The organism is Micromonospora sp. NPDC000089 (assembly GCF_042899365.1).
GTDB lineage: Bacteria > Actinomycetota > Actinomycetes > Mycobacteriales > Micromonosporaceae > Micromonospora.
The window spans coordinates 339959-365815 of record NZ_JBIAZT010000006.1; the positions used below are offsets into that span (position 1 = coordinate 339959).

General features: G+C 72.4%; 19 protein-coding genes. 12 read left to right on the forward strand and 7 right to left on the reverse strand.

The genetic code is table 11. From position 1 onward, the window contains the following. Nucleotides 1-166: 166 nt before the first annotated feature. Nucleotides 167-1474, reverse strand: a complete 1308-nt coding sequence (locus tag ACFY3U_RS14475; protein ID WP_387200483.1) for an aspartate aminotransferase family protein — start codon at nt 1472-1474, stop codon at nt 167-169. 180 nt (nt 1475-1654) lie between these two features. Here ACFY3U_RS14475 and ACFY3U_RS14480 point away from each other — a divergent pair, with 180 nt between their 5' ends. The 5 genes from ACFY3U_RS14480 (at nt 1655) to ACFY3U_RS14500 (ending at nt 7818) form a co-directional block, all read left to right on the forward strand. Further along, nucleotides 1655-2125, forward strand: coding sequence for an SRPBCC domain-containing protein (locus ACFY3U_RS14480; protein WP_387200486.1), 471 nt, complete (start codon nt 1655-1657; stop codon nt 2123-2125). A gap of 12 nt (nt 2126-2137) precedes the next feature. Further along, complete coding sequence (locus ACFY3U_RS14485) at nt 2138-2491, forward strand: ArsR/SmtB family transcription factor (RefSeq protein WP_387200489.1); 354 nt, start codon at nt 2138-2140, stop codon at nt 2489-2491. Continuing rightward, entirely contained in the window at nt 2488-2883 is a 396-nt protein-coding gene (locus tag ACFY3U_RS14490) for an SRPBCC domain-containing protein (RefSeq protein ID WP_387200492.1), read from the forward strand. Before ACFY3U_RS14485 ends, ACFY3U_RS14490 begins: the two co-directional genes overlap by 4 nt. A gap of 167 nt (nt 2884-3050) precedes the next feature. Further along, nucleotides 3051-4046: an esterase/lipase family protein gene (locus tag ACFY3U_RS14495; RefSeq protein WP_387200495.1), complete on the forward strand. Its 996-nt coding sequence runs from the start codon at nt 3051-3053 to the stop codon at nt 4044-4046. A gap of 34 nt (nt 4047-4080) precedes the next feature. Next, a complete protein-coding gene (locus tag ACFY3U_RS14500; RefSeq protein WP_387200498.1) occupies nt 4081-7818 on the forward strand; it encodes a hypothetical protein in 3738 nt (1245 codons plus the stop codon). A gap of 7 nt (nt 7819-7825) precedes the next feature. Here the strand turns inward: ACFY3U_RS14500 and ACFY3U_RS14505 are convergent, their stop codons facing one another. Next, complete coding sequence (locus tag ACFY3U_RS14505) at nt 7826-9958, reverse strand: hypothetical protein (RefSeq protein WP_387200501.1); 2133 nt, start codon at nt 9956-9958, stop codon at nt 7826-7828. 1076 nt (nt 9959-11034) lie between these two features. Between ACFY3U_RS14505 and ACFY3U_RS14510 the strand changes: the two genes are divergently transcribed. Together ACFY3U_RS14510 and ACFY3U_RS14515 are read left to right on the forward strand one after the other, a co-directional pair. Further along, complete coding sequence (locus ACFY3U_RS14510) at nt 11035-11874, forward strand: hypothetical protein (RefSeq protein WP_387200504.1); 840 nt, start codon at nt 11035-11037, stop codon at nt 11872-11874. 14 nt (nt 11875-11888) lie between these two features. Continuing rightward, entirely contained in the window at nt 11889-12872 is a 984-nt protein-coding gene (locus ACFY3U_RS14515; protein ID WP_387200507.1) for a hypothetical protein, read from the forward strand. Here the strand turns inward: ACFY3U_RS14515 and murD are convergent. Then, nucleotides 12850-14199: a UDP-N-acetylmuramoyl-L-alanine--D-glutamate ligase gene (murD, locus tag ACFY3U_RS14520; RefSeq protein WP_387200511.1), complete on the reverse strand. Its 1350-nt coding sequence runs from the start codon at nt 14197-14199 to the stop codon at nt 12850-12852. The genes ACFY3U_RS14515 and murD overlap by 23 nt on opposite strands. A 48-nt stretch (nt 14200-14247) precedes the next feature. Between murD and ACFY3U_RS14525 the strand changes: the two genes are divergently transcribed. Then, entirely contained in the window at nt 14248-15597 is a 1350-nt protein-coding gene (locus ACFY3U_RS14525) for a hypothetical protein (RefSeq protein ID WP_387200514.1), read from the forward strand. 116 nt (nt 15598-15713) lie between these two features. On the opposite strand, the gene ACFY3U_RS14530 is transcribed toward ACFY3U_RS14525, so the two are convergent. After that, nucleotides 15714-17534 carry a PucR family transcriptional regulator gene (locus ACFY3U_RS14530; protein ID WP_387200517.1) on the reverse strand — a complete coding sequence of 607 codons (1821 nt, stop codon included), beginning with the start codon at nt 17532-17534 and terminating at the stop codon, nt 15714-15716. A gap of 125 nt (nt 17535-17659) precedes the next feature. Here ACFY3U_RS14530 and ACFY3U_RS14535 point away from each other — a divergent pair, with 125 nt between their 5' ends. Continuing rightward, the gene (locus tag ACFY3U_RS14535; RefSeq protein WP_387200520.1) at nt 17660-18460 is read left to right on the forward strand and encodes a TrmH family RNA methyltransferase; all 801 of its coding nucleotides are present in this window, start codon (nt 17660-17662) and stop codon (nt 18458-18460) included. A gap of 10 nt (nt 18461-18470) precedes the next feature. Here the strand turns inward: ACFY3U_RS14535 and ACFY3U_RS14540 are convergent, their stop codons facing one another. Beyond that, nucleotides 18471-19241, reverse strand: coding sequence for an alpha/beta fold hydrolase (locus tag ACFY3U_RS14540; protein WP_387200523.1), 771 nt, complete (start codon nt 19239-19241; stop codon nt 18471-18473). Nucleotides 19242-19410: 169 nt separating this feature from the next. Between ACFY3U_RS14540 and ACFY3U_RS14545 the strand changes: the two genes are divergently transcribed. From ACFY3U_RS14545 to ACFY3U_RS14555, 3 genes are all read left to right on the forward strand, one after another. Next, nucleotides 19411-21246, forward strand: coding sequence for a thiamine pyrophosphate-requiring protein (locus ACFY3U_RS14545; protein WP_387200526.1), 1836 nt, complete (start codon nt 19411-19413; stop codon nt 21244-21246). Nucleotides 21247-21302: 56 nt separating this feature from the next. Continuing rightward, nucleotides 21303-21905 (forward strand): dTMP kinase, encoded by a 603-nt coding sequence (locus tag ACFY3U_RS14550; RefSeq protein ID WP_387200529.1) that lies wholly within the window; start codon nt 21303-21305, stop codon nt 21903-21905. Nucleotides 21906-21980: 75 nt separating this feature from the next. Next, nucleotides 21981-22517, forward strand: a complete 537-nt coding sequence (locus tag ACFY3U_RS14555; protein WP_387200532.1) for a dihydrofolate reductase family protein — start codon at nt 21981-21983, stop codon at nt 22515-22517. Between the two features lie 80 nt (nt 22518-22597). On the opposite strand, the gene ACFY3U_RS14560 is transcribed toward ACFY3U_RS14555, so the two are convergent. Continuing rightward, on the reverse strand, nt 22598-24784 hold the full coding sequence (locus ACFY3U_RS14560) for a transglycosylase domain-containing protein (RefSeq protein WP_387200536.1): 2187 nt from the start codon (nt 24782-24784) through the stop codon (nt 22598-22600). Between the two features lie 254 nt (nt 24785-25038). Beyond that, on the reverse strand, nt 25039-25848 hold the full coding sequence (locus ACFY3U_RS14565) for a hypothetical protein (RefSeq protein WP_387200538.1): 810 nt from the start codon (nt 25846-25848) through the stop codon (nt 25039-25041). Nucleotides 25849-25857: the final 9 nt, after the last annotated feature.

Sequence of the window (25857 nt, forward strand, 5' to 3'; positions counted from 1 at the left end):
TCCATTCGCGACTGCGGGGCTCGCAAAACCGGCTCACTCCTCGCGCTCACGCCGCCACCTTCCATTCGCGACTGCGGGGCTCGCAAAACCGGCTCACTCCTCGCGCTCACGCCGCCACCTTCCATTCGCGACTGCGGGGCTCGCAGAACCGGCTCACTCCTCGCGCTCACGCCGCCACCTCCGCCGCCGCCGCGGCCCGAATCGCGTCGACCAGGATGGCCAACCCCTCGCGGGCCTCCTCCTCGGTGAGGGTCAGCGGTGGGCCCATCCGCAGCACGTTGCCGTACAGGCCGCCCTTGCCGACCAGCAGGCCGCCGGCCCGGCACGCCTCGAACACCCGGGCGGTCAGCGCCGGATCCGGCTCCGTCGTGCCCGGGCGGACGAACTCGACGGCGAGCATCAGCCCCTTCCCGCGTACCTCGGCGACGCCGTCGAGGCCGGCCGTCGCGGACCGCAGGCCGTCGGCGAGGATCGCGCCGACCCGGGCGGCGTTGGCCTGCAGGTCGTGGTCGCGCAGGTAGTCCAGGACGGCGTTGCCGGCGGCGGTGGAAACCGGATTGCCGCCGAAGGTGGAGAAGCTGATCGCCGGCACCGACTCCAGCACGTCGGCCCGGCCGACCACCCCGGCCAGCGCGAAGCCGTTGCCCACCCCCTTGGCGAAGGTGAGCAGGTCGGGCGTCACGCCGTGCGCCTGGTAGCCCCAGAAGTGCTCGCCGGTGCGACCCCAGCCGGTCTGCACCTCGTCGGAGATCAGCAGGATGCCGTGCTCGTCGAGCACCTTCTTCCAGCCGGCGAAGAGCCCGTCGGGCGGGGCGACGAAGCCGCCGACACCCTGCACCGGCTCGGCGATCAGGCAGGCCACGTCGCCGGCCGTCTGGGTGTCGAGCACCTCGCGCAGGTCGTCCACCGCGGCGTCGATCCGGTCCGCCTCCGGCAGCCGGGCGAGCAGCCCGCGCAGCCGCTCACCGGAGTGCAACCAGGCCACCTGCAACGGGTTCAGGCCGCTGGCCGACCAGCCGCGGTTGCCGGTGACACCCATCGTCGCGTACGACCGGCCGTGGTAGCTGTTGCGCACCGCGAGGATCTGCTGCGAGCGGCGGAAGTTGGTCGCCACCAGCAGCGCCGCCTCGTTGGCCTCGGTGCCGGAGTTGGTGAAGAAGACCCGGGCGTCCGGGATGCCGGAGAGCCGGGCGATCTTCTCGGCCAGCTCCACCTGCTGACGGATCAGGTAGAGGGTGGAGGTGTGCACCAGGCCGGTGGCCAGCTGCCGCTGCACCGCCTCCCGGACCTCCGGGATGTCGTAGCCGATCATGTTGGTCAGCACGCCGCCGAAGAAGTCCAGGTAGCTGCGGCCCTGCGCGTCGGTCACCCGCCGCCCCGAGCCGGAGACCAGCTCGATCGGCTCGGCGTAGTACAGCGGCATCCAGGAGGGGAGCACGGCCCGGTGCCGGGCCAGCAGGTCGTCGGAGGTCATCGGGGCACCCTTCTGCGGCGGTCGGCGTTCCCGCACGCTCTCACCGGAGACGCGGCAGGGACAACTGTCACTGTGTAGCCCGCTGACCGGTCGCACCTGACAGCGCGTCAGGACCCTTCCCATCCATTTCACAAGTGATACGTTGTACAGGCGAATGCTTGTAGATGAGAGGAGACCGGCATGACCAGCAACACGGACACCGGCACACACGACTACCAAGCCGTCCTGGACCTGCCCACCGACCCGCGAACTGTGGCGGAGCTGTTCACCTCCGCCGAGGGGGTGAGCCGCTGGTGGGGACCGACCGAGGGGGACGCGACCGTCGGCGGCGTCCTCGTCTCGGACTTCGGCAGGTACGGCGTCCACACCCAACGGGTACGGGAGGCCGGTCCGGACCGGGTCGTCTGGGAACCGATCGTCGTGCCGGGGACCAGGCCCACCGAGGACACCCAGGAGTGGCTCGGCACCACCATCGAGATCGACATCGCGCCCACCGACACGGGCACTCGGCTGCGCTTCCGGCACGCTGGGCTGACCCCGCGCCTGGACTGCTGGGACGCCTGCAGCAACGGCTGGGCACAATTCATGGCCAGCATCGAGTCGTACGCCCGGACCGGCACCGGCACCCCGTGGGGCGGCGGCGACGCCTGAGAGACTGGAGCCATGGCCGAGCGGACCGAGTCGACGCCCGCGGCACCCGACGCGGTGCTGCGGGCGCTCGCCGACCCGCACCGGCGGCAGATCCTGCGCCTGGTCCGGCACACCGAGCTGCCCGCCGGCCGGATCGCGGCCAGCTTCCCCCTCACCCAGCAGGCCGTCAGCCAGCACCTCGGCGTACTCAAGCAGGCCGGCCTGCTCGCCGAACGCCGCGAGGGCACCCGCCGCCTCTACACGCTGCGCCGGGAGGCGCTCGACCCGGTGCGCGAGCTCCTCCACGAGTTCTGGCCCGACGCGCTGCACCGGCTCAAGCAGGCCGTCGAAACGGCCCATCCCCGCCCCCCGGAGGGCAACCCGTGAACCCCGCGGTGGTCGCGACCGAGCACATCAAGGCGCCGCCCGAGGTCGTCTTCCCGTACTTCACCGACCCGACGCTGATCGCCACCTGGCTGTGCGAGCGGGCCGAGCTGGACCCGCGCCCCGGCGGGGTGTTCGCGCTCGACATGGGCAAGGTCTCCGCCCACGGCGCCTACCTCGTCGTGGAACCACCACACCGGCTGGTGTTCAGCTGGGGCATCCCCGGCGACGCGGTGTTGCCAGCCGGCGGTTCGACCGTCGAGGTGGTGCTCACCCCCGACGGCGACGACACCCTGGTCGTGCTCACCCACCGGGGCCTGCCGGCTGACCGGCTGGACAGCCACCGCGCCGGCTGGGGTCGCCGGCTCGGCCAGCTGGGCGCGTCTGTCCACTGACCCGGCGGGGTGCGGGATCCATCGGCTGTCACCTAACCGACTACCAGCCTCCCTCATCAGCATCTACCGTGGACAGACACCTTGACGACCCCGGCTCTCGCCGGCCGGCCAACCGTCAGCTCAGCGACCACGACCAGCCGCACAGGACGGATGAGGACGGACGATCGATGATCAACAGGGTGGAACAGGACAGCTTCGCACCTCTGCCCCGCACCGACCAGCGGACCCGGCATCCGCTGGTCGTACACGGCCGTCCGGGTGCCGCGCCGCCAACCCTGGTGCTCCTCGTGCACGGTTGGGGCGGCAGCCGGTACGGCACCTGGGGCCTGGCAGGCTACCTCTTCGCCGACCTTCCCCTGGCCGACCTCGGCCTCTACGACTACGCCAGCGGCGTCCGGCGCCTGGTCGACCGACGCCGGGGCACCAGCATCGACCTGGAGGCGCAGCATCTGGCCGACCTGATCCGGGACCTGCCGTACCGTCAGGTCGTGCTGGTCGCGCACAGCATGGGCGGGTTGCTGTGCGGCGAGGCAGTGACGAAACTGATCAACTCGGAGACGAAGTCCCAGGACGGCCGCCCGGCGTACGAGAAGCTTGCCGGATTGTTCTACTGTGGCACGCCGCAGGCCGGCACCAAGGTGCCGAGATGGTTGAGCTGGCTGACCCCCGACTTCAAGGTCCTGCATGTCCACTCCTCGACCGCCCGCCGCATCGCCACCACCTTCGCGGACCGGGTGACCACCGACCCGGGCGACGACGGTCGGGTAATGCTGCCGGTCTATGCGCTGGTGGGCGGGGCGGACGGGGTGGTCGACCCGCTCAGCGCGACGCTGGCGGTTCCCAGCGACCGCAGCAAGCACGTCCAACGGACGCACCGCGAGCTGGTGCAGCCGACGGATCCGAGCGACGTCGGCTACCGCTGGCTGCTGGACCGGATCTCGTACGTCATCATGCGGCACGCGACGACGAGAGCAGCAGAGGGCGGTCCCGCCGGCGGCCGTTCCGGTGCCGCCACGCTCAAGGTCGTCGCGACGATGGACGTGGTCGCTGACGGCGCGCACGCCACACTGATCCGCAAGATCACCAGGGCGGAGGACGTCCAGGCCCATGTCGGCCGGGCGGAGGGGCCCGGCACCGAGATCATCGTGATCGAGGAGGCCTGACGCGTTGCCCGGCAGCGTGGGTGCACGCGAATGGTTGGCTCCCGTCGAGGCGGCCCGAGCGGCGCTACGCACCGACCGGGACGCTGGCCTGCTCGTCAGCCGGCGGTGGCTCTTCGCGGCCGTCGAGTCCTGGTGGCAGACCTCGTCGAAGCTGCTGGCGCTGATCGGGCCGCCCGGCACCGGCAAGACCTGGGCCGCCCTGCAGTTGGCGAGCACCGAGGACCCGCCCCGAGCTGCGTCGGTCCCGATCCACGCCACGCACTTCTACGGTGCCGACCGCTTGAGCGCGTCGTTCAAGGACGTCGTGAGCCGACTCAGCGAACAGTTGCTGAACAGCCTGGACGGTTACCCGGACGCGACGCTCGCCTGCCGGGAGACAACGCGCGTCACATACCTCAACCCGTCGGTCGGATCGGTCGGGGACGCGGCAACCGTCACCATGGTGGGCCGCCTGGGGATGAGTCAGCTGGACGAGCCGAAGGAGTACCTCGACCGGCTCCTCGTCCGTCCGCTGAAGTGGCTGGACGCCCACGGTGCCCTGCCCTCGAACGGAGTGGTCCTGCTGCTCAGCGGAATCGACGAGGCTACCGGCTGGAACGGGGTCGACCTCAGCCAGATCCTCCTGGAAGGCATCCACGATGTGCCGGGACTGCGGCTGATCGTGACCAGCCAGCGCATCACCCGGCCGCTGCTCCACGCGGACCAGATTCACCTGGATAGCGAGCCGGGGCGGGCCGACGTAGAGGAGTACCTGCGGCAACGGCTGGCCCGGCACGGCCACAGCCCCGAACGGATCCGGCACCTGGCCCGGCTCAGCGGCACCAACCTACTGGTCGCCCACTACGCGGCCAACGACATCGACGGGTTGCCGTCGCCCACGGACGGCCGCCCGGTCTCTCTGTCGGAGATGTACGAGACCCGCCTCCGCCGGTACGTCGAGGCGCGCAGCGAGTACCGCCCTCGGCTCGCCAGCGCACTCTGGGACGCGCTCGGCGTGGTGGCACAGGCTCAGGGATCGGCAGGCCTACCCCAGCGGATCGTCGAAGAGGCGCTGAGGACTCTTACCCGCGACCAGGCGGAGGGGGACGTCAAGGACGCCCTCGACGCGTGCCGAGGCTTGCTGACCCTGTCCCCGGACCGCGCGGTCGTCCCGTACCACGACTCCTTCCGCCAGTTCCTCGTCACCCCACTACCGCAGCAGGACGGCTTGGCGCAGCCACCGACCGACCCGCAACGGTCCCATCTGGCCATCGCCACTGCGCTCGCGCGGCGCTGGCGCCGGCCGCAGCCCGACGAACCGGCGACGGAGCGGGCGTACCTGGTGCGACACCTGTTGGACCATGTCACAGGTGCCCTGCCCGCACGGGCAGCCCGTACGCTCGCCCGCAGCCTGGCCACCGACCCGGCCTTCCTGGACCGGGTCATCCGCGGGGCGGGCGCAGAATGGCTCCTGCACCAGCTGGACCGGCTGGCCGACGGAAGCGACGAGAACGAACCGGACATCGACCAGGTCACCCTCATCACCGGGTTGCAGGTGCGACACCTGGGCATCGCCGGGCTCAGCGCCGTGCCCGGTCGACCGTTGCAGCAACTCCTCCTCCAGGCCCGGCTGTCGGGGGCCACGGCGTTCGCGGACACGCTGGCCGCAGAGCTGACCCGGCAGGAGATGGACGCTTTGTTCACGGTATGGACGGTGGGTCGCCGCAGCGCCCTGCCCGGACTGCACCGGCTGCCTCACCCGCGGACGTCCGTCCATCGGGTCGTGTTCACCCCGGACGGCCTGGCCGTCACCGCAGCCGGCGACGGCATGGTAAGGGCGTGGGCGGTACCCGGCGGCGGTATCCGCTGGCAGCACCGGCTGGCGGAGGTGGCGGTCCGGGCGGTCACGGTCATCGACCAGGGTCGGGTGGTGGCCGCCGGCGCCGACGACGGCACCATCGCCATCTGGTACGCGGAGACCGGCGAACCGCTGGGTGGCACCCGCGTCGCCCCCCGGGTGGACCTCCTGGCCGCGGTGCCGGCCAGCGACGAGGTGATCATCGGGGCGGACCGAGAGGTCCTGGTGTGGGCTCCCACCTCCGGGCGGGACCCCGAGCTGCTCGTCCTGGGACCGAGTCGGGTTGTCACCGCGCTGCCCGACCCGCACGGAAGGGTCCTCACCGCGTTCTCCGACGGCACCGCCCAGATCTGGTCGAAGGACTCCGGAGCCATGATTGCGGAGCTGGGCGGAACGCCGGTGCCCTGGTCCACCGCCGTGCTGACGCCGGGCTGGCGATGGGCTGTGCTCGGCGGCCGTAACGGCGAGCTCCGCCGGTGGACGATGTCGGCACCGGACGAAGTGGTGCGGCTGGGTGGCATGAGCGCCCGGGTGACGGCGGCGGTGTGCCACGCGACCGAGCAGGTAGTCCGGCTCGTTGTGGGTGATGCAGCGGGAGACGTCCAGGTCTGGAACGTGGAATGGGAGAAGCGGACCCGACGGCTCACCGCTGAGAGCGGACCGGCCGGTCCCGGCGCGGACCCGGACGAACGCGGAAAAGCACACCGGGCGGAAGTCACCTGGATCGGCCTCGACGCCACCGGCCGCCAAGCGCTCACCACCAGCCGCGACGGCGAGGCGGCGCTCTGGGAACTGGGCCGCGACAGCAGGACCCTGACGCTGCTGGGCGACGGCGGTGAACTCTCCGGCGGCGCCCTCACGGCCGACGGGCGGTACGCCGTCGCATCGAGCCTGACCGGGGAGGCTCGCGTCTGGTTGGCCCGCGCGGCGGGGGATCTCACGCCGCAGACGGGCCACCGCGGTCGCGTCACCGCGGCCGAGGTCGCGGTCGACCGGCCGGAGGTCGTATCCGCCTCGGCGGACGGCACGGCGAGGCTCTGGGATCTCGCCTCCGGTGACCTGCGCCGAGTGCTGGAGCACGGGTCGCCGGTGCGAGCTGTCGCCACGATGCCAGGCGGCCGGGTGCTCACCGGCGGCGACGACGGCGTCGTCCTCAGGTGGACTCCCGACAATACTGCCTCGAGCCGACTGGCCACCGGAAGCGGCGCCGTCATCACGATCCTGACGAGCAGCGGGCACGGCCCGGTGATCGGGTTCGACGACGGGGCCGTCCTGGTCGGTGCCGGATCCCGGACCGGGCCGGTCCGGCTGGCCCACGGCGGTCCACTGACCGCGCTGTCCCTCACCCCGGACGGCGGCACCATGGTCAGTGCGGGGAGCGATCACCGGGTGGCGGTGTGGGACCTCGCCGCGGCACGGGAGCGGCATCGGCTGAACGATCACGAGATGACGACCGTCGCACTGGCCCTCACCGCGGACGGCCAACTGCTCGCCACCGCCTCGCTCGACGGCAGCGTCCGCGTCTGGGACCTGCGCACCGGCGACTGTCGACACGTGCTGACCGACCCGTCGGCACCGCCGATCAGCCTGACCAGCGTCGCATTCTTCGGCGGTGACCACCGGCTGGCGACGGGGTACGAGGACGGTACGGTGCGGCTCTGGACCGTCGAGGATGGGCAACTCCTCCCCGACGTGCTCATTCACTCGGGAGCCGTCACCGCGCTGACCACCCTGAGCGGCGGCCAGTTCGTCACGGGCAGCGCGGATGGCAGCGTGGCGGTGTGGCGGATCCGCGGGTCCGGCACCGAGACGCGCCTGTCGGCGCACCTGTCACTCGACGCCGCGGTCAGCTGTATCGCACCCGCTCCAGGTCCCGCCGGCGGCATGGTGGTCGGCACCACCAACGGTCAGCTCGCCCACCTCCGGCACGGGTGAACGGGGTTCACAGGGGCGTACGACCGGCCAGAAAACGCAGGATAGCGGCGCGCGAGCTCTCGAACGTGCCACCGAGATGCAGACCCATCTCCGGGGTGACCGCCCGGCTGAGCAGGCGCCGTTCCTCCTGGTCCCGGCGCCGCCAGACCGCGTACGGTGACACCCGGCGTAGTTCCTCCCGGGATCTCGGCGTCTCCCTGAATGCCCGGGCCGGGAGGCTGCGGCGCTCCAGTGCGGCGACCACCTCAGGATGCGCGATGCACGCCAGAATGCCCGCGTTGTGGCGTTGCGCCAGCAGGTGCGCCGTAGCCCCGTCGAGGTCGAACTCGGCGTAGCTCAGCGCACCGTCCCCGATCCGGCGTCGGGCCTGCACCAGGTGCCCCGGCAGCGCTGACTGCGGCGCTGTCGCCACCAACGGCGTCATCCCGGACAGAAAGGCATAGTGGATGGCGCTGCGGGTGAGCTCGTTGATGTACGTCGCGGTGAGCGGCAACGCCGTCGCCTCCCGGAACAGGCTCGGCACCGCGTCGACCAGCGGACGCACCGAGCCACGTTCGAGGTAGTGGCGCTGCGTCCGGCTCCCCGCCCGATCCGCCTCAACCGCCTCCAGGGTGGCCTGGAGGAGCAGCGCGCGCATGTGCATGCAGCGGGTATTGACCAGCCAGCGCTTCGTGGCGGCCCGGGACATCTCCTTCTTGTCCGGAAGCGGCCACCGCGCGTCGATGTCGTTCAGTTCCGCGTAGGCGTAGGCGGCGGACTGGAGGCCGAGTTCACCGAGTTGCCGCAGGGTGGCCCACCGAGTCTGCTGGTCCAGCTCGGCCAGCAGAGAGGGCTCGGCGAGACACAACTCCAGCAGTCGCATGTACATGCCGGAGGACTGCAACGCGACCTGCTGGGCCGCTTCCCGGAGCTTGACGTATCCCGCGCCGCCGGGCGACGCGTTGGCGAGCAGACCGTCGAGGTGGCTGAACGCCCGGATCAGCCGCTGCTCGGCGTCCCGGAAGTTGTTGTGCTTGGAGTGCACGATCGTCACCGACCGTTCGAGGGTCGAGACAAAGGCGAAGTCACCGCGTTGCGGCAGATCAGCCAGCGCGGGGCCGAACATCTGGGTGAACCTGCGCTCGCCAGTCGAGGACAGCGCCACGCCCAGCGGGTTCAAGCTGTCCAGGGCACCCTCGATCTGCTCCGCCCGCCGCCCTTCCGACCGGATGCTGCGCAGCAGCATCTCCGCCAGGCCCCAGGCGGCGCGGTCCCACATCATCCGTTGCTCGTCGGCTTCGTCGTCCTCGTCACGAATGAGGCGCGGCGGTTCATGGCGTTGCAGCAGCACCGCCATGTCGTGCGTGTACGTCACGTCGTCGACCCAGCTGGGCAGACTCCGCAACGGTGGGCCCTGGAGCCGATCGAACAGGACGGCCAGCCGGGCTGCCGGTTCGACCGTCGACGGCTTTCGCTCGACAGGCGATCCCTGGCGAGGCACTTGCGGCCGGCGACGGACGGCGACGAGAGGGCCGTCAGCGAGTGGGATCGTTCGTCGGAACGACGGCTCGAGCACGGCGTGCGGCACCAACGCGCGGGCGCAGTCGTCATCGGCGAGCAGCAGTTCGAAGAGGCAGTCCGGTACCAACCGGTCCGCCGGGCCGAGCGACGTGGCGCGCCGAGCCTCGACGACTCGCACCACATCCGCGAAGGCCAACTCCAGAAGTGCCGCCAGCCGGGCGGACGGCCCTTCGCCCGGGGTGGGGAGCGGTCCACGCGACAGACTACGGGCGATCAACGGTGGGACCTGCCTCGGTCCACTCGACTCGATCTCCTCTACCCAGTCGTTCTCCACCGTTAGCCAGGTGAGTACAACGGCGTCGGGTAGCTGGGTCGGGTCGACCGGGCTGTCTTCGGCGCCGAGCGGGCGGTGAGTCAGGGCGAGTCGGTCACGCCACTCGGGCAGAAACGCGTCGAAGTACGCCTCCACCCTCCGGTACGTCGCCAGCTTGATCGCCCGGTACAGGATTACCGCTGCCGCGACGCGTGAACGGTCATCTTCCAACAGTTGCGTGAAATAGCCGACCAGCGCCCTCTTGTCGTTACCCCGACTGATCTGGTCACCCGTCAGATCGGTGTTGTAGTCGTCCCGCAGCGCCACGACGAGATCGTCGCGGGAATCCGGGTCGGCGGCCCACCGCCAGGCATGGTCCTGGACCGGCCCGGCCGGTGGCCTCCCCGACCTCATCTCCTGCCGAAATCGGGCCGCCGACATCGCCGACAACGGCCAGTACGGGTAGACCGACGTCGGGAGCGGGGCAGCCACCGGAGCGAGAGCCTCCGCCACTGCGTCGATCACCTCCTCGTCGAGGTCTCCCCTTCCGACGTCAGGCCGGTGGTTTTCCGGCGCAAGCAGTCCGAACGCGGTGCACAGTCGATTCCATCGTCTCGGGTCGACTCCCGGGCACGCTCCCCAGCCGGCCAGACGTTCACGCTGGACAGGCAGGGGCAACCAGGCACCGGTAGACGGATGGATCAAGTGGCCCCCGACGACTCCCACGCGGGCGGCGAACGCTGTCCGCAGGCCCTCCGCGCCGGCGCCCGCACGTCCACCATCGGCCAACAAGCGCCAGAGGTCCAACACAAGTCTCACGTCATTCCGGTTGACTGCCAATTCGGCCCACCCTGTGAATCCTCGTCCTGCCGTTGACCAGAAGTCTCCGGCACACATAGAGATACGTCGAGACTGTGGCGATGTCGTGGCGGAAATTACGTGACATCTTGGAGGAGCATCCAGATAGGACCGACCAGTTGGTGACGTCCGATCCGACCGCGCCACCGGCTCCCGACACGCAGGGCCGACAGATCGTGATGATCGGCCGAGGTGGCACCCCGATCGGTCGACCCTTCGGCCCTCGTAGCGGTGACCTGCGGGAGCCGGGTGTGCAGGCGAGGAACCCTCGGGTCTGCCGACCGTTCCGCCGTGGACACCGGAACAGAGCGTCGATCTGTCCACTGGCCGGCCCGGCGCATAGGATGGCGACGCGCCGCCCGCGCAGCGGTCCAGGAAGGAGATTCATGCTCCCCTACGAACCAGTGCCGCAACCCCGGTGCGCACCGCACACACCAGGACAGCAGATCGCGGCAGACATATTCCGCTGGGCGACATCGCCACCTGTGCGGGACCTGGTGGAGGCCTTCGGTGGCAGGTTTCCCACCGGGGCAGGGGTCGATGCGGTGCTCGAATGGCTCGATGACTTCTCCGCCCGCCACTGGGACCTGCGAGGGGGGCGGGAACGGCCCGACGCCCGCGAGCCGAACCTTGACCTCAGGACGCGTGACCTGGTGGTCTCGGCCGCAGCCGCGCTCGGCCTGGTCCACTCGACTCCCCCGCTGCACGACTCGTACGACCAGGTGATCGTGCTGGGTGGCCTGGCCCGCGCCTGCCTGCAACGCACGGCGTACGCCGCGGCCCTACTCACGAGTGGTCGCGTCGGCCGGCCCGAGCTGGCCATGCTGGGCAGCGCTCGGATGGTGACCGATCAGGAACAGGTGTTCCTTCGCGAGCACGGCGCGTCCGGCTGCCGCAGCGAGATGGACGCGCTGGACGCCGGCGTACGTCGCTATCTCGGCTTCGGCGAACCCGACGACGAGGACGCCCACGTCGACCTGGACGACCAGCACTTGTCCTGGTGCGTCCGTACCTACCGGCGGGACACCGGCCCGACGGTACGCGTCATCGCGGCGCCCTCCGGTGAGCCGGGGCGACGGGCGAACACGGCCGACACCCAACGCTACTGGGCGGAGCAGTCCGCGCTCGCCCCCGGCAACCGCGTCCTCGTCGTCACCTCGGCGATCTACGTGCCCTTCCAGCACGCCGACGCCGTACGAACGTTGGGCGTGCCGTTCGCCCTCGACGTGGACACGGTCGGAGTGGAGGCGGACTGGTCGCACCAGCCGTCGCTGCACCAGCCGGTGACCCCGGGGCGGTACATCCAGGAGATCCGCTCCGCGATCCGTTCGATGCGCTGGCTGCTCGCCACGCTGGAACGGGCGACGACCTCCGCACCGGCGTGACCGCCTTCCCGGTCGTGGCGCTGCCGACCTGCGGGCCCGGAGGCGACCCGACGGAACTGGCCGGCGCCATTGAGGAATGGACCGACGCGGCTGCGTTGCGGGCGCTGGTGGCGGCGTCCGGTGGCACGCCGCCCACAGGCGAGGCGGCTGAACGACTCGACTGGCTCGAGGCGTTCTCCGCCGAGGTGTGGGACTTCCGGGACGGGCGGGAGCGGTACGAGTCACGGGAGGTCCGATACACCGACGAGGCTCGCGAACTGGTCCACCAGGCTGCCGGCTCCCTCGGCCTGAGCGGTCGGGACCGTCCGGCCCACTCGGAGTATCGGCACGTCCTCGTGCCCGGTGGCGGCGTGCGCACGTGCTCGGCCCGGTCGGCCTTCGCCAGCGCCCTGCTCGCGGGAGGCGTCACGACCGACGAGGTGGCCGGGCTCGGAAGCCTGCGGCCGATCACCGCCCGAGAACTGGAGGACGCCCGCCTTCTCGGGCTGACCGACATCGACACGGAGTTCGACGCGATGGATGCCGGCTTGCTTCGGGCGTTCCATCTCGAGCGGCCGGTGTTCGACCAACTCGCGCCGGGTGCCGGCTCGGGGGGCTGGCGCGTCCGTTCCTACCGCTCCGCAGCTCGATCGGTGCATACCCTGGCCGCCCCCTCCACGGAACCGGCGACCAGGAGGGCGAACACCGGGGACACACTGCGTTTCTGGGCCGAGGAGGTGGGTGCGCCGGGGCCGGACGACCGGGTGCTGCTGGTCACCACCGACCTCCATGTGCCCTTCCAGCACTGCGACGCCGTGCGCATCCTCGGCTTACGGTACGGCTGCGTGATCGACACCGTCGGCCTCGACCCGTCATCGCTGACTGATCCGCTGGTGCGGCACGCCTATTCGCCCTCGGCGGTACTGCAGGAGTTGCGGTCGGCGATCCGGTCGATGCGAGCGCTACACACCGCGCTGCTCACCCCGACGTCGCGACTCAGCGGGACGCGGTCTCCGTAATCGCCTCGCGGAACGCCTCGGAGCGGTGTTCGTAGTTGCGGAACCGTCCGTAGCTCGGTGCGGCCGGGGAGAGCAGAACCACCCCGTTGGACGGCGTCAGCTTGCGCGCCTGCCGTACAGCGGCCGTGAGGTCCTCGACGATCTCGCTTCGCACGCCGGGCAGCCCGGCCAGGGCCGCGATGATCCGTGGACCGCTGTCGGGGATGCCGATGACAGTGAGTTCCCGTTCGGCCAGGTGATCGCGGAGCGGGGTGTAGTCGACCCCCCGGTCATTGCCGCCGAGGATCACGGTCAACGGCCGCCCGTCGTACGCGTCGATCGCGTGCATCGCCGCGTACGGGCTGGTGGCGAGGGTGTCGTCGACAAAGGTCAGGCCGGACGGGTCAGTGATCTCGGTGAGCCGGTGGGCCAGTCCCTGGAAACCGGCGACAGCGACGGCGAGGGAGTCCTTGAGGCCGACGACATCTACGCCGAGCGCCTCCAGCACCGCCAGGGCGACGCACAGATTGCTCTCGTTGTGTCGACCGACCAGCGGCAGGACGGCACGCGGGAAGAGCGGCTGGTCCACGAGGTGGAACCAGGGCGCACCGTCCGGACCGGTAGCGACGTGGGTGGTCCCCGACGTGCCGGCACGGATGGCAGCCCGGTCGCCGAGCTCCAGGGCGAGCCGCGGGTCCGCACCGTTGACGACCACGGTCCGCGGGCCGTGAGCAAGCAGGTTCAGCTTGTCCCGGTAGTACTCCCGCTCCCCGCCGTGGGCGTCGAGGTGCTCGGGGAAGAGCGCGGTGACCGCCGCGATCCGGGGCGAGTCGGTCAGGTCACTGCACTGGTAGCTGGACAGTTCCAGCACGTACAGGTCCGCCTCGGGCAGCTCCAGCGTCGGAACGCCGATGTTGCCGCCGAACACGTTGGGGCGGTCCGCCGCGTTGAGCAGGTGGCTGATGAGGCTGGAGGTGGTGCTCTTGCCCTTGCTGCCGGTGATGCCCACCGTGCGGTCGGCGTGGTCCGCCATCCACAGCGCGGTGCCCTGGGTGACGGTGATCCCGCGCTTGCGCAGCTCGATCATCCAGGGATGGGTCTGCGGCACCCCGGGCGAGCGCACCACCACGTCGGCGGCCAGCAGCCGGCCCAGTCCGTCCTCGCCCGTCACGAGCGGCGCGACCTTCGCCAGCGGCCCTTCCCACGGCAGGGACAGGAAGTTGGTCCGGTCGTCGACCGCGAGCAGGCTCGCCGGACCGTGTGCGGCGACGGCCGTAGCGGCAGCCATGCCCTCACGGCCGGTGCCCCAGACAGCCACGGAGCGTCCGCGCAGGTCAGCCAGGCGCACGTGTGATCTCCTTGCTCGTAGCCGGGTGGACTCGGACTAGTATGACCTGTGCTTAACGGACAGCTCCGGCGGATGGACGCCTTCACCTTCCCGTCGTACTCGATCGATCTCGCCACCGGCGAGGTGTTGTTCGACTACGCGCTGACCGGCCCCGACGGTGAGCAGCGGTTCACCGAGGCGGTGACGCTGCCGGTGCCGGCCGACCCGCCGTCCGACGACACGGTGGCCACCCTGGGCCGGGTGCTGGAGCTGCTGCACGTGGTGGCCGGGGTCAGCTACTACAAGACCGCCGCGCCGGCCCGGCTGGTGCTGCCGGCGCCGCTGGGCGAGGCCGCCGTCGCGCTGGTCACCGCCGTCTACGCCAAGGGCCTGGCCGAGTACGCGTACCGCAACCAGCTGCCGCACGTGCTCGAGCTGCGCCCCGAGGTGCCGGCCGGCGAGGTGTCGCCACCCCGGGTGTACGACGACTCGGACCGCCGCCCGCTGTCGGCCGTCGGCGGCGGCAAGGACTCGATCGTCACGCTGGAGGCGCTGCGCCGGGCCGGCTTCGACCCGGTGCCGTTCTCGGTCAACCCGAATCACGTGATCAACTCGGTGAACCAGGCCTCCGGGCTGACCCCGCTGGCCGCCCGCCGGCGGATCGACCCGATGCTGTTCGACCTGAACGCGGCGGGCGCCCTGAACGGCCACATCCCGGTCACCGCGATCAACTCGCTGATCGCGGTCGCGACCGCGGTGCTGCACGGGCTCGGCCCGGTGGTGATGTCCAACGAGCGCTCCGCCTCCGACCCGAACCTGATCTGGAACGGTCACGAGATCAACCACCAATGGTCCAAGGGCGTCGAGGCCGAGGGGCGGCTGCGCGGGGCGCTGGCCGAGCACGCCGGGCTGACCGAGCCGTACTTCTCGCTGCTGCGGTCGCTGTCGGAGCTGCACATCGCCCGGCTGTTCGCCGACACCGACCGGTACGACGCGGTGGTGACCAGCTGCAACGCCGCGTTCAAGCTGCGCGACGCGAGCGAGCGCTGGTGCCGCAACTGCCCGAAGTGCCGGTTCGTCTTCCTGGCCATGGCGCCGTTCATGCCGCGCGAGCGGGTGGTGGGCATCTTCGGCGGCGACATGCTGGCCGACGCCGACCAGCTTCCCGGCTACCGCGAGCTGCTCGGCGTCGACGGGCACAAGCCGTTCGAGTGCGTCGGCGAGGTCGAGGAGTCGGTGGTGGCGCTGGGCCTGCTCGCCGAGCAGGAGCAGTGGCGCGACGCCCCGGTGGTCCGCGCCCTGGTCGACGCCGTCCCGGAGACCGCCTGGTCCACGGCGGCGACCTCGGACGTCTTCACCCCCGGCGGCCCCAACTTCGTCCCCACCACCTACGCCAAGGCCCTCACCGCCCTCACCTGACGCCCCTCCCCTCCCCTCCCCGCCGCTCCCCGCCTCGTCGATCTAGGGATTGTCGTCGTTAGTTGATCTCCAATCACGACAACAATCCCTAGATCGACGCGCTCGGGGGCCGGGGGTCAGGGGGTGCGGATGGCGTCCAGGGCCAGCAGGGCCACGTGGAGGGAGAGGCAGGCCTCCACGGAGTCGAGGTCGGCGGCGAGGATGCGGGCGATGCGGGCCAGCCGCTCGTAGAACGCCGGCCGGGACAGGTGCGCCGCGGCGGCGCCCGCGGACTTGTTGCGGCCCTGCTCCAGGTACGCCCGCAGGGTGCCCAGCAGCTGGTCGCGCGGGTTGGCGGCATCGTGCGCGAGCAGCGCCCCCAGCTCCCGTTCCACGAAGGTCTGCACCCGCGGCTCGTCGCGCAGCAGATGCAGCAGGCCGGCCAGTCCGACGTGCGGCAGCCGGAAGATCGGCAGGTCCCGCCGGTCCCGGCGGGCGGCGTCGGCGATCTGCCGCGCCTCGATCAGCGAGCGGCGCGCCTCGCGCAGGCTGCCCACCCCGGAGCCGGCCGCGACGACCACGGCGTCCGGCCCGGCCTCCGCACGATTACGTGCCTCCCGTCCGGGGCCGTCCGGCCAGCCCGCCGCCGGCACGGCATCCGGGCGGACGGGCGTCGGGCGGGCGGAGGGCGCGTCCGCCCGGATCCGGCGCAGCGCGGTTGCGAACGCGCTCAGCGCCCGCTCCTCGGCGGCCGGGTCCGGCAGGGCGAGCAGCGCGCCGACCGCGTGGTCGTCGACGGCGCTGGTCAGGGCGGTGAGCTTCGCCTCGCGCAGCGCCTGGCCGACCGCCTCGGCCAGGTCCCGCAGCCGGGCCGGGCCGGCCTCGGGGGTGACCTCGACCGGTCGGCCACCGTCGGCCGGGCCGGCGTCGACCGCCGGATCGTCCAGCCGGTGCCGCACCACCACGCCGACCAGGTGCCGCCGGTCGAGGGTGACGCCGAGCGCGCGGGCCCGCAGCGCCACCTCGTCCACCGGCCGCGAGTGGTCGAGCAGCGCGGTGAGCAGGGTGCCGTGCAGCTGCCGTTCCAGCCCCTCGGCGTCCCGGCGGATCAGCCGACCCAGCGCCAGGGTGGAGGCGGCCCGCTCGATCAGGATGGTCAGCCGGGTGGGCGGGGTGGCCTCGCGCCCGCCGGCCTCCGCGTGGTCTCGCCCGCCGGTGAGGTCCCCCGCGCCCGGCCAGCGCAGCAGCAGCCGCCCCCAGTCGTTGCCCCGGGCGCCGACGGTGGTGACCAGCCAGCCGCTGTCCGCGTCGTACGCCGTCCGGCCGGCCGGGCGGACCCGGCGGGAATGCTGCTCCCAGCCGTCCAGCAGCAGCTCCGCGCTCTCCCCCGCCGGGTCGTACGCGAGCACCTGCCGGGACAGGTTCTCCAGCACCACCGGGCAGCCGGCCAGCTCGGCGGCCTGCCGGACCACCTCGGCCGGCCCGGCGCCCTCCACGGACAGCTCGGTGAACCGCTGGTGGATCTCCTCGGTGGCCCGCAGCTCGGTCAGCTGCGCGTCGACGATCAGCGCGTGCACCGCCTCGGTGATCCGGACGAAGGGGGTGGCCCGCCGCAGCTCGACCAGGGGCAGCCCGCGCCGCTCGGCGGCGGCCACCATAACCCGGGGCACCCCGGTGACGTACCGGCGGCCGAGCTCGACCACCAGCCCGCTCACGCCGACGTCGGCCAGGTCGCTGATGAACGCGCGCAGCCCGGCGTCGTCGGCCGGCAGCCCGATGCCGGTGGTGAGCACCAGCTCGCCCCCGCCGAGCAGGGTGGCGATGTCCGGTACCTCGGCGACGTGCACCCAGCGCACCGGCCGGTCCAGCGCCGGCTCCCCGGCGACCAGGCGCGGGGCGCCGTGCCGGACCGGGTCCAGCGCGAGCACCTCACGGACGGTAGGGAACACGGGCGACACGCTACCGTCTGTCACGCCCGCCGACGACCGGCCGGCCGGCCAGGCCGCGACCCACGCCGGGTCGGTGGGTGCCGGCCCTGTTCCCCCGCAGGGGCCGGTCGGCCGCCGTACGGGAGACTGGCCGGATGGCTGTGGACCTGATCACCGACCCGGCGGACGAACGGATCGCCGACTACCGCGCCCTCACCGACGTCGAGCTGCGCACCCGGTGGGAGCCGCCGCACGGGCTGTTCATCGCCGAGGGGGAGCTGGTGCTGCGCCGGGCGCTCGCCGCCGGGTACCGGCCCCGGTCGTTCCTGGTCGACGCCAAGCGGGTCGACCAGCTCGGGGAGCTGGCGGATCAGGGCCCCGCGTACGCGGCCAGCCAGGACGTGCTGGAGGCGGTCACCGGCTTCCACGTGCACCGCGGCGTGCTGGCCAGCTTCCACCGCAAGCCGCTGCCGACGGCCGAGCAGGTGCTGGCCGGCGCCCGCCGGGTGGCGGTGCTGGAGGGGCTGAACAACCACACCAACCTCGGCGCGGTGTACCGGGGCGCCGCCGCCCTGGGCATCGACGCGGTGCTGCTGTCGCCGAACTGCGCGGACCCGCTCTACCGGCGCAGCGTACGGGTCAGCATGGGCGAGGTGTTCAAGGTGCCGTACGCGAAGCTGGAGCCGTGGCCGGCGGGTTTGGACCGGGTGCGGGCTGCGGGCTTCACGGTGTTGGCGATGGCGCTGAGCCCGGACGCGGTGCCGATCCAGCGGCTCACCGCTGGCCAGCGGGAGAAGGCGGCGCTGCTGCTGGGGGCGGAGGGCCCCGGCCTGACCCCGGCCGCGCTGGCCGCCAGCGACGTACGGGTGGTGATCCCGATGCGGCGGGGGGTCGACTCGCTGAACGTGGCGGCGGCAGCGGCGGTGGCGTTCTGGGAGCTGGGGCGCGAGGACTGAGCCGGCCGCCCTAGCCGGCGGAGGCCAGGAACCGCCGGACGCAGTCGGCGAAGGCGTCGGGCTGGTCGTGGTGGACCACGTGCCCGGCATCCAGTTCGACGAGCGGAACCGAACGTCTCGCCGCCATCTCGCGGGCATGCCGGGCGGTGAGTTCGTCGCTGCGGGTGCCGCGGACCAGCAGCGTCGGGCAGCGCACGATCAGCCAGTCGGGCCAGTGGTCGCCGGTGAGAGCCCGCTGGGAGCGGACGGTGTCGGCCGGGTCGAAGGAGAAGCCCCAGCCGTCCGGGCGCTCCCGGAAGGTCCGCTCCAGGTACGGCGCGGCGCTGCCCAGCGCCGCCACCAGCCCGTCCCGGGTGGCGACGTGGTCGGGCAGCCTCCTCGCGAAGGTCAGGTCGATGTCGCAGACCGCCCCGGCGTCCTCGACGACGAGCGCGCTGACGCGGTCGGGATGCCGGGCGGCGAACTGATAGGCGTTCACGCCGCCCAGGGAGTGGCCGAGCAGGGCCACCTCGGCCAGCCCGAGGTGGCCGAGGAGGGCCGCGACGTCACCGACGTAGCCGTCGCGCCCGTAGTCGGTGGCCCGATCCGACTCGCCGTGCCCCCGCTGATCGAGCGCGACCACCCGCCACTCGGCGCCCAGCCGGTCGGCCAACGGGGCGAAGTCGGCGCCCTCGCTGAAGTGGCCGTGCAGGGCGATCAGCACCGGGCCCGGGCCGCCGAAATCGAGATAGGAGAGCCGGCGCCCGTCGACGCTGAAGCTTCCCCGTGCCCCGTCGTTCATGACCGGCGATTCTACGTACGGTTCGGGCCGGATGCGGTCCGCGAAGGCCGGCCCGCCGCACCGGTAGCCGGCTTGCCGGGGTTCGGGGCGGTGGTCGTACCCGATGGGGTTTTCCCGGGGTTTGTCGGGGAACCGTGGCGGAACGGGACGCTACCGGAGGGACACCACGATGAGCGCCGACGACGCCGTACCGGACCTGCCGAAGGGCGCGACGGTGGCCGACCACATCGTGGCGCGGCTGGCGCAGTGGGGGGTGCAGCGCTACTTCGGCTACCCGGGCGACGGCATCAACGGCATGACGTCCGCGCTGCAGCGCGCCGCCGGCCGGGCCGAGTTCGTCCAGGTACGCCACGAGGAGACCGCCGGCTTCGCCGCCTGCGCGCACGTGAAGTACGGCGGCGGGCCGCTCGGCTGCGCCCTGGTGACCAGCGGGCCGGGCGCGGTCCACCTGCTCAATGGCCTCTACGACGCCAAGCTCGACCACCAGCCGGTGGTGGCCCTGCTCGGGCACACCGCGCTGACCGCCGAGGGCGGCGGCTACTACCAGGAGATCGACCTGCTCGGCCTCTACAAGGACGTGGCGTCGGACTTCCTGGCCCAGCTCGACGACCCGTCGCAGGTGCGGCACCTGGTGGACCGGGCCTGCCGCACGGCGCTGGCCCGGCGCACGGTGACCGCGCTGGTGCTCCCCGCGGACGTGCAGGACCTGCCGGCGGTGCCGGACCCGCCGCACGCGCACGGCTACTACCACACCAGCGCGGTGCCCAGCAGCGCGCCGACCGTCCCGCCGGCCGACGAGGTACGCCGGGCCGCGGAGGTGCTGCGCGGCGGCGAGAAGGTGGCGCTGCTGGTCGGCCAGGGCGCGTTCGGGGCCGAGGCGGAGGTGCGGGCGATCGCCGACCGGTTGGGCGCCGGGGCGGCGGTGGCTCTGCTCGGCTTCGCCGCGGTCGACCACCGGGAGCCCTGGGTGACCGGGGCGATCGGGCTGCTCGGCACCCGGCCGAGCTGGCAGCTGATGCGCGAGTGCGACCGGTTGCTGATCGTCGGCAGCAACATGCCGTACTCGGAGTTCTATCCGCCCGAGGGGCAGGCGCGGGCGGTGCAGATCGACATCGACGGCACCCGGATGGGCCTGCGCTACCCGACCGAGGTGAACCTGACCGGGGATGCCGGCCCGACGCTGCGGGCGCTCCTGGCCGAGCTGGGCCCCGGCGAGCCCCCGACCGCCTGGCGGCAGACCATCTCCGACGCCACCTCCGCCTGGCGACGCGCGCAGGCGCACCTGGCCGGGCAGGCGGCCGACCCGGTGAACCCGCAGCTGCTGTTCCACACCCTGAACGACGCGCTGCCCGACGACGCCATGCTGGCCGTGGACTGCGGCACCGCCACCGCCTGGTACGCCCGGCACCTGCAGGTCCGGCCCGGGATGCTGGCCAGCCTCTCGGGCACCCTGCTGTCGATGGGCGGCGCGATGCCGTACTCGATCGCGGCGAAGTTCGCCCACCCGGACCGCCCGTTGGTCGCGCTGATCGGTGACGGCGCGATGCAGATGAACGGGGTGAACGAGCTGATCACGGTGGCGAAGTACTGGCGGGAGTGGGCGGACCCGCGGTTCGTGGTGCTGGTGCTCAACAACCGGGACCTGTCGTTCGTCAGCTGGGAACAGCGCTCCAGCGAGGGGACGCCCATGTTCCCGGCCAGCCAGGATCTGCCGGACGTGGCGTACCACCGGTGGGCCGAGGTGCTGGGGTTGCACGGTGAGCTGGTGGACTCCCCCGAGCAGGTGTCCGGCCTGTGGCGGCGGGTGCTGAGCGCCGACCGGCCGGTGGTGGTCAACGCGATGGTCGACCCGGCCGAGCTGATGCTGCCGCCGCACTTCACCGCGGAGCAGGCGCGCAACACGGCGGCGGCGGTGCTGCGCGGCGACGCCGACCGGGCCGGCATCATCCGTCGGGGCCTGCCGGCCACGATCGCCACCTACCGGCCCCGCCGCCGGGAGCGCTGAGCCGTCCTCCACGCGGCTCGTGCTCCCCTTGCCCGGTCCGGCTACCGTGCCGGGACATGGCTCGTTCCGTGATCGTCGCGCTGGTCGGGGTGGACGGTTCCGGCAAGTCGACCCAGGCCAAGGCGTTGGCCCGGCGGCTCGCCGCCGCCGGGGTCCCGGCGACCTACTTCGAGAACGCCGGTGGTCGCCCGCTGTGGAACGCGCTCGCCCGCCGGCTGGGCCGCCGCGACGGGGTGCACCTGTTCGGCCGCCGGGTCTATCCGGCGCTGGAGGCGAGCGTCCGCTGGCTGGCGATCGCCCGGTCCGTTCTCGCCGTCCGGTTGACCGGCCGGGTGGGCGTGATGGACCGCTGGACCTGGTGCCAGTACGTGATCATGCGGGCCCGGGTCGACCGGGGCGAGTGGCTCGTTCGGGCCGCGTACCGGCTCTTTCCCCGGCCGGACCTGGTCTGCTTCCTCGCGGTGCCGCCCGCGTCGGCCCAGCGGCGGGTAAGCGAGCGGGGCATCGACACCGAGGAGTTGGCGCACCTGACCGCGCTGGACGCCGCGTACCGGGCGTTGCCGGAGTTCGGGTCCTTCGTCGTGATCGACGGCGACCGCACGCCGGATGAGGTCGCCGCCGCCCTGGACCGGGTACTCGCGGGGCGGGCCGGCCGGTGATCGGCTGCGCAGCGATGAGTTCCGGCGGCCCGGTTGGTCGTTAGACGGTATCGAAACCGACCGGGAGCGTGACGCATGCGAAAGATCGTGGTGTACGAGTTGCTGTCCCTCGACGGGGTGGCCGAGGAGCCGGACAGTTTCATCGCCGACTGGGACGAGGCGATGGACGCCAACCTCGCCGCCGTGCTCGCGACGCAGGACGCGGTCATTCTCGGTCGCCGCAGCTACGACGACTGGGCGCAGTTCTGGCCGAGCAGCGAGATCCAGCCCTTCGCGGCGTTCATCAACGGGGTGCCGAAGTACGTCGCCACGTCGACCCCACTCGACCAGGACTGGGCCAACGCTGCGGCGATCGAGGGCGGGCTGGTCGAATTCGTGCGGGATCTCAAGGGACAGCGCGGCGGCGACGTCGGTGTCCACGCGAGCATCTCGGTGGCGCAGGCCCTGCTGGCCGCCGACCTCGTCGACGAACTCAGGCTCGTGGTGGCGCCGACGATCGCCGGCCGCGGCCGACGACTTTTCGACGGCCTGCCCTCCATGCGGCTCGAGTCGACTCGCAGTCAGACCTCGCCGACCGGCGCTCTGCTCGTCGACTATCGCGTCGTTCGCTGACGCCGGCCGGCACACGACCAGCGACGCAGAGGGGCCCTTGTCGACCGACGTCGGTCGACAAGGGCCCTCCTCACGACGGCTCAGCCGCGGCGGTTCTGCAGCCAGCGCAGCAGGTCCGACGGCAGGCCCTGGTCCTGCTGCGGCTGCGGCGGCTCGGTCGGGCGGGGCGACGGGCGCGGCGGCTCGGGGCGGCGCGGGTCGCCGGCGATCTCCCGGCTGGGCGCGGTGAAGTCCCGCACCGGCAGGCCGTCCACCGCGGTCGCGATGGTCCGGGCCACGGCGGTGATCACCTGCCCCTGCACGGCAGCGCCGACGGCGTCGCTCGGGTCGTCCGGGTTGGCGGCGATGCCGGCGACCGCCACCTGCGGGGTGAATCCGACGAAGGTCTCGGTGGCGTTCTGCTCCGAGCTGCCGGTCTTGCCGGCGACCGGGCGGCCCACCAGGCGGTCCACGCCGCCGGCCGTACCGCCGTTGCACTGCCCGTACGCGGACTGCTGCCCCACCGGGCAGCGGGCGGCGTCGGTGGCGGCCCGGGCCACGTCCTCGCTCAGCACCCGCTTGCACGACGGCTGGCCGACCGGCACCTTGGCGCCGTCCGGGCCGGTCACCGACACCACCGGCGTCGGGGCGCAGTACGTCCCCTCGGCGGCCACCGTGGCGTACGCGTTGGCCAGGTCGAGCGGGGTGGTGGCGGCCACGCCCAGGGTGAAGGCGCCCCAGTTCGCGGCGTTGTTCTTGGCGAAGTCGGCGTCCGCCTGGGAGCGGAAGGTGATGCCGAGGCGCTGCGCCATCTCCACCACCTTGTCCTCGCCGACCTGCTCGGCGAGCCAGACGAAGTAGGTGTTGACCGAGCGGCCGAAGCCGTCCCACATCATCCGGTAGCCGTCCATCCGCTCCGGGTTGGCGTTGGCCGGGCACCACTTGCCGTCGCAGCTGCCCTCGTCGCCCTCTCCCGCGGGGTAGCGGGTGGGCAGCTTGCTGGGGGCGTCGAAGCCGGTGGAGAGGGTCTTCCCGGACTCCAGCGCGGCGAGCATGGTGAACAGCTTGAAGGTCGAGCCGGCCTGGTAGCCCTCGACGCTGCCGCCGCCGGAGATCAGCGGGTTGACGGTCTCGCCCTTGCCCACGCCGTACTGCCGGTTGACGGCCATCGCGAGGACCTTGCCGGTGCCCGGCTCGACGGCCGCGATCGGCAGGGCGCGCTGGTCGCCGTCGGCGTACACCTTGCGGGCCTCCTTGACCGCGGTGGCCTGCACGGCCGGGTCGAGCGAGGTGACCACGGTGTAGCCGCCGCGGCGCAGCGCCTGCTCGCGCTCCTGCGCGGTGGCGCCGAAGGCGGGCTGCTGCAGCCACCAGCGGCGCAGGTAGTCGCAGAAGAAGCCGGCGTCGGCGGTGGCGGTGGCGGTGCACCCGTTGGGCTGCGCGGTCGGCTTAAGGGTCAGCTTCTCGGCCTTCGCCGCGGCGGCCTGGGCGGCCGTGATCGCGCCGGTGTCGACCATCGAGTCCAGCACGTACCCGCGCCGGGCCAGCGCGGCGTCCCTGTCACCGTCGAGCGGGCTGTACTGGTCGGGGGACTGCACCAGGCCGGCGAGCAGGGCGGCCTCGCCGAGGGTCAGCTGGGCCGGCGCCTTGCCGAAGTAGCGCTGGCTGGCCGCCGCGATCCCGTACGCGCCGGAGCCGAAGTAGGCGATGTTCAGGTAGCGGTTGAGGATCTCGTCCTTGCTGAGGGTCTTCTCCAGCTCCGTGGCGTACCGGATCTCCTGGAGCTTGCGCCCGATGTTCTGGTCGGTGGCCGCCTGGCGTTGCTCGGCGGTGCGGCTGGGGTCGGTCTTGAGCACGTTGCGGACGTACTGCATGGTCAGCGTCGAGCCACCCTGCGAGGTGCCGCCGCCGGTCACGTTCGCGACCAGGGCGCGGGCCATGCCGCGCAGGTCGGCGCCGCCGTGCGAGTAGAAGCGCCGGTCCTCCGCGGCGACGATCGCCTGGCGCATCACCGGGGCGATCTCGGCCAGCGGCACGTCGGTGCGGTTCACGTCGTAGAACGTGGTGAGCAGCGTCTTCCCGTCGTTGGCGTAGAGGTAGGAGCGCTGCGGGGTGGCCGGGGTGCGCAGCGCCGCCGGCAGGTCGTCGAACGCCCCGAAGGCCGCCTTGGTGGCGGCTCCGGCGAGCAGATTGCCCGGCAGCGCGGCGACCGCGACAACCAGGCCGGCCAGCAGTCCGGCGAGCAGCACGGTGAAGAGCCGCGACAGCGGCGTCCGGGGTCGGGGCATGCCATCCAGGATTGCCAGCGGAGGCGGCAGTGGGCCACCCCGACGAGCGATTGTCAGCTAACTCACCGTGACCTGCCAGCAACTTCCCCGCCCCACCCCCTCCCCGTCCCCTCCGTCCCCTCCCTCCCCTCCGTCCCCCGCCGCCCCCTCCCGCCCTGGTTGGGTTGATCAAGAGGTTTGCGTCAGAATCCGGCGGCCGGCAGACGCAAACTCCTTGATCAACGGTCAGCGGGCCGCTGGAGGCGCGTGCGGGGTCAGGCGGCGGGGAGGGGGCCTTGGGGGCCCTGGCCAGGGGCCGGGGTGGGAGTTCCGGCGAGGCTGGCCGTGGCGGCGTCGCGGGCGATGGTGGCCGGCACCAGGCGGCCGGAGCGGTAGCCGATGCCGATGCCGGCGATCAGCACGAAGATCGCGCCGAAGGTCTGCAGCGAGCCGATCAGCGCGCCACCGATGCCGAGCAGCGGCGCGGCGATCATCAGCATCACGCCGTCCCCGATGGCGAACATCCCCGACCGGGCCACCGACCAGCCGATCAGCAGCCAGCCGGCGGTGTAGCCGACCGCTCCGACCAGCACCATCGTCCGGGCCGTGGTGCCGAAGACCGGGGTCGCCTGGGCCAGCCCGGCGAACGGCAGCATCAGCACGGTGCCGCCGAGGCTGGCCAGCAGCCCGGCCACCGCCACCCGGCGGCTGCGGGTGGCGGCCAGCAGCCCGGTCAGCGCGAGCAGGGCGAGCAGTCCCAGCCAGACCGCGGCCACCCAGCCGATCAGGTAGAGCTGCCGCCCGTCGGCCGGGTACGGGTCGTTGCCCACCCCGCCGTCGCTGGCCATCGCCACCACGCCGTAGCAGACCGCGTACGCCGGGAGCAGCCAGACCGCGGCGCGGGCGAAGCGCCGCAGCGAGAAGGCCCAGCTCGCGTCGGTGGCGGGCGCCGCCGGCCCGGGGTCGCCGACGAAGGGCAACACCCCGAAACCCCCACCGGTACGCCGGGTGCCCAGCGGCCCGGCCGGGTCGTGCGCGCCGGGGACCGGGGTACGGGAGAACAGGCTGTTCGCCGGGTCCTTCATGCATCCACC